The sequence below is a fragment of the Candidatus Neomarinimicrobiota bacterium genome (genome assembly GCA_041862535.1).
In the GTDB taxonomy this organism is placed as follows: domain Bacteria; phylum Fidelibacterota; class Marinisomatia; order SCGC-AAA003-L08; family TS1B11.
Genome location: JBGVTM010000158.1, coordinates 1 through 5,189, shown reverse-complemented (window position 1 = coordinate 5,189; position 5,189 = coordinate 1). Strand labels below are relative to the sequence as shown.

The following is a 5,189-nucleotide window of genomic DNA, read 5'->3' as shown; positions in this document are numbered from 1 at the left end:
ATTACTGTTCCGGCCTACTTCAATGACTCTCAGCGCCAGGCCACCAAGGATGCCGGGAAAATTGCCGGGCTGAACGTGCGGCGCATTATCAATGAACCTACTGCCGCGGCTCTGGCCTATGGCCTGGATAAGAAAAAGGATGAAAAAATCGCCGTCTTCGATTTCGGCGGGGGCACCTTCGATATCTCCATCCTTGAACTAGGTGATGGTGTCTTTGAAGTCAAGTCTACCAATGGGGATACTCATCTGGGCGGTGATGATATCGATCAAATCCTGATCGATTGGATGGCTGACGAGTTCAAGAAAAATGAAGGCATTGACCTTCGCGAAGATCCTATGGCGCTTCAGCGGCTCAAGGAAGGTGCTGAGAAAGCTAAAATGGAACTCTCCAGTGCCATTCAGACCGATGTCAATCTGCCCTTTATCACAGCGGATGCGTCGGGGCCCAAACACCTGACCATGCAGATCACCCGGGCCAAGTTCGAGAACCTGATGACTGATTTGTTTGAGCGGCTGAAGGAGCCCTGCTTTAAGGCCTTAAATGATGCCCACCTGAAGCCGGTTGATATTGACGAGGTTATCCTCGTGGGTGGGAGTACCCGAATCCCCAAAGTACAGCAAATCGTGCAAAATATTTTCGGTAAGGAGGCCCATAAGGGTGTCAATCCGGATGAAGTGGTGGCCGTTGGTGCGGCGATCCAGGGAGGCGTCCTGGGTGGTGAGGTAGAGGATATTCTCTTGCTGGACGTGACCCCGCTTTCTCTGGGTATCGAGACCCTGGGTGGTGTTATGACCAGGCTGATCGATGCCAATACCACTATTCCTACCAAGAAAAGTCAGATCTTCTCCACGGCCTCCGATAACCAGCCGTCGGTGGAGATCCACGTCCTCCAAGGCGAACGATCCATGGCCCTCGATAATAAGACCATCGGGCGCTTTCACCTCGACGGCATTCCTCCAGCCCCTAGAGGTATCCCTCAGATTGAGGTCACCTTTGATATCGATGCTAACGGTATTCTTCACGTTACCGCGAAGGATAAGGCCACTAGTAGGGAACAGAGCATCCGTATCGAAGCCTCCAGCGGGCTTACTGAAGACGAGATCGAACGCATGCGCCGCGATGCACATGTTCACGATGAGGAGGACAAGAAAAAGCGCCAAGAGGTTGAGTTGCACAACAGCGCCGACCAGCTGATCTACCAGACGGAGAAGCAGGTCAAGGAATTCGGTGACAAGTTGTCTGATAGTGATAAATCCCGCCTTGAAAAAGAGTTGGAACAGCTCAAGAAAGCCAATGCCGGCACCAACACCAAGGACATCCAGGATGCTATTGATAGTGTCAACCGGGCCTGGTCTGAGCTGGCAACGAAAATGTACGCTGAGACCAAAGCTGGTGAGCAAGAGCCATCGCAAGCAGGAGCGAGGCCAAAATCCGCTGATAAGGGGGATGAAGGCGAAATTGAGGACGCCGACTTTGAAGTGGTAGATGACAAGAAATAGATCCCTGCAAAACTGGTTAGGATCCTCAGAACGGGCGCTTTATCATCGCCCGTTCTATTTTTTCTACCGTAGCTGGATGTTATAAGTTATATTGATATGGAATTATCACAATGCGGTGGTGGGAAAAAAGTCTCCGTATCATAGGGAAAGTGCTACTGATAGCGCTGGTGGGCACTTTTATCTTGATCTTATTTTTCCCCGGCGTTTTCACCAAGTACCTCCAATCATACGCAAATCGTAACTATCTGATTCCAATGGGATTGCGGTTCTCCTATACCGATGTCGTGGGTGATCCCTTTGGTAATATCCATTTTCAGTACATCAGGATTGCCGCCAGGGATGGTGAATTCACGGTAAGCGCCGAAGATACCCACATGAAAATTAATTTCCTCCGGCTGCTGCGGCGGGACCTTTCCTTTGATGAGATTTCTATTGGCAGACTACATCTGGAGTTGCTGCCAACTGACTCCGCCAGGCAGGTAAACCGACTCGAACTGGAGCGGTTGCCCTGGATATCGGTCCAGCACTTAAATATTGAGGACGGTCGCATTACACAAGGGGACACTGACGTGTGGTTTCAGGTTGCTGGCAACTTGGACCTGACCGATGCCATTACCCTGGATGATGCGCGCATTACCCTGGCCCATCCGCAGCTGCCCGATACCCTGCGCCTAATTGCTGACTGCCTCGATTTTGACGGGCAACGGCTGATTGTCTTGGATGGCGATTTAAGCTATCAGACTAATCACGTAGCATTAAGCGGGAGTATCCAGACTATTCCAAGGTTGGATATGAATCTGCAGGTGGAGTTGGACAAATTTCAGCGCCCTGCCGCCCTACCCGACTGGCTCGACTGTTACTCTATCGCAGGAAGATTGCAGGGAAATCCCGAATCATTGGAGTGCCAATTGTCGCTAGGTCTGTCGGCACAAGGTCATCGCCTGGATCAAGCGAACATGCACTTCAGTCTGACTGATGAGGGGATTCGCATTCATCGCGGGTTGTTCGCTCGGGGATCCCAGTGTATCGAGACCCGCGGCAATGTGAATCCAGAGGGAAGCTTAGCCTTGGAGGCGACCTTTCTCCAAACCCGTCTTGCCGATTTCCTTCCTGGTGTCCCAGAACTGAGTTTAGAAGGCACCGCCGGCATCCAGGCTTACTGGCATGCCGGGGAGCTGGATTCCCTGAAGCTGGCCCTGGCCCTTGATCAACTTGAGTACCAGGGTAATACTCTCCGGGACATCAAGGGCGGTTTGGAAATGGCAAACCAGGTCTGGACTATCACTGACACCACCTCCTTGCACTATGCCAGTGGCGATATTCAGCTGTGGGGATTAATGGATGCCGGTCAGGGAGCCTTGGATATGGAGGTCTATCTCCAGACCAATTCCCTGGACAGCCTTCTAGATTCCCTCGGTTGGATTCCCGTTGAAGGGCGAGCCAATGGCCAGGTCTGGATCAGTGGCTCCTGGGCCAATCCTTCCCTGACGGGTGCGGTGATGCTCTATGATACCCGTTACCTGGACATGAATATCGGGCTGGCATTTATCCAATTTCTCTTGGATAGTACCCTGACTTACCCCCACGGCCGCCTCTACGCCTCAACGGGAGACCTGGATCTCATGGGATTCCTGGCCGAGGGTGGTGAGGCGGAGTTTATCTTTGAAGGGGATACCGTGATTGCCAGCACCCTTCGTCTGTACCGGGGGTTGGAGAAACTGGACACTCGCGGCTACCTCACTTTCGCTGACTCGATCCAAGTCGTGTTGGATACCGTCACGGCCTGGCGCAACACGGAGATTCTTGCTAGTGACGGCATTCGAGCCAGGAGAGTGGGAAAGAAGGTGGGAATCTCACCTACCACTGTCAGCATTGCTGGTGGGCAAATGACACTATCTGGAGACTGGATTAGTCCGCATGACTTCAACCTGGAAACCGGCATTGAGCGGGTCGACCTCGAGCGTCTCTTCAGGTTTCTCGGCAGGCCACCTCGGCTACACGGGATAGTTAACGCTAGTGCCCACATCGGGACCCGAGATGGCAGCCTGGCAATAATCGGTAGCATCGATGCCACCAACGGTGAATTCGACCAGATACCCTTCACGCAGTTGCATAGCAGATTTTTCTTGGAAGACAATCGTTTGAATATCGAGGAGCTGAACTGGCGGGACCAAGGTGGAGTAGTCATTGCAACCGGCCAGTTGGCCTATGTTCGGGATGAGTCACACTTCGGCGGCTTAGGTACCCTGGACTCCCTGAATCTGACGGGCAAGCTGGACAACTATCAGTTTCATCATCTTCAGCCTATTTTGCCTTGGAGTATTGAAACCAATGGTTTAGTAACCGGCAGTTTTACTGCTATGGGCCAGGCGAAAGCTCCGGTCTACACCGCCGACCTGATAGTTACTGAACCACGCTTTGATCGTCTCACCGGCGAAGTGCTTAGCGGACGTCTCCGGTATGAGGGGCAGCAGCTGGAGTTTATCGATCTGGCCCTCAGAACCGCCGCGGGCTTATATACCGGGGGCGGCACTATTCCTGCGGACCTCCGACCTACCACCGGCGTTCTGGATGTGATTAAGGATGCGCCGGTGGACCTGTCCTTTACCGGCAATACCTCCCAACTCGACTTCATAACACCTTATTTCGGGGATATCGATTCGCTGAATGGTGAGTACGAGGTCGAGATAGCCCTATCGGGAACCATCGAGCAGCTGATTCGCAACGGCAGGCTCACCGTTAACAACGGCAAGGTTGAGCTGTTCGTCATGGAGAATCCCATCGTTGAAGTGGAAGGGGAGGTCGTCTTGAAGGACAACCTGCTGAGGATTGAACGGCTTGAGGGTCGTACGCCTTCTAGCAGACGCGTCAAAGATGACTCACGGCTGGCTGTAACAGGTACGATGGATATGACGAGGTTCTTCAAACCTGCGTTTGATCTACAGCTGACCGGTGAGCATGTTTATTTCTCCCTGCCGTTGAGAGAGATTGAGTTAATAGGATCACCATCGTTTACAGTGACGGGCAGAGATACGGTCAATTTCCGTGGTGACTTCGTTCCCGATCCAGAGCAAGCTTACTTTCGGATGGCCTTTGCCGGGCCCGAGAGTTATGTCCTGAAAAAGTTAGACGAAGGCACAATTCTGGTATACAACATCCATATTCCTTTATATTCTGGTGCCACCGTTGATAATAGCGAAGTCAACGCCGAGATTGATGGTGAAATCACCCTAACCAAGGTGGGTTCGGAAGATTTCCGTTACGCCGGGAACATAAATGTGGTGAGCGGCAGTTTCGTCTTCAACGGGCACGATTTCGTTTTCGACGAAGGCTGGGTCACCCTAGATCCTTCGGCCTTCAATCCCAGGTATTATCTCAGGGCCACTACACAAGTTGAGATTCTAGAATCAGATCCAGAGAATCCACAGGCTCCCCCCGAACTGGAGCTCGTGGACGTGACTCTAGTGCTGACGGGAACACTGGAAGACCCGCAAATGTTGTTTGAATCCTCAGCGATGTATAGTGAGAGTGATCTCCTCCAGTTCTTTGCGCTCGGGAAAGGGCCTGAAGAGGGAATTGATCCCGCCCGTACGGCAGGACTGAACCTGACAAACATTCTCTTACGAAGGATTGAGGCAGATGCCCGCCTGGCCTCTGGGCTCGACCGCTTCCGGATTCAGACTACCAGT

The 5,189-nt window shown here is 52.5% G+C and carries 2 protein-coding genes; both read left to right on the top strand.

Translation table 11 applies throughout. The features are described 5' to 3' along the window. Positions 1 to 1,500 (top strand): molecular chaperone DnaK (gene dnaK, locus ACETWG_05875; protein MFB0516116.1); only part of this gene is annotated, 1,500 nt, incomplete at its 5' end. Between the two features lie 110 nt (positions 1,501 to 1,610). Continuing rightward, positions 1,611 to 5,189 (top strand): translocation/assembly module TamB domain-containing protein (locus ACETWG_05870; protein MFB0516115.1); only part of this gene is annotated, 3,579 nt, incomplete at its 3' end.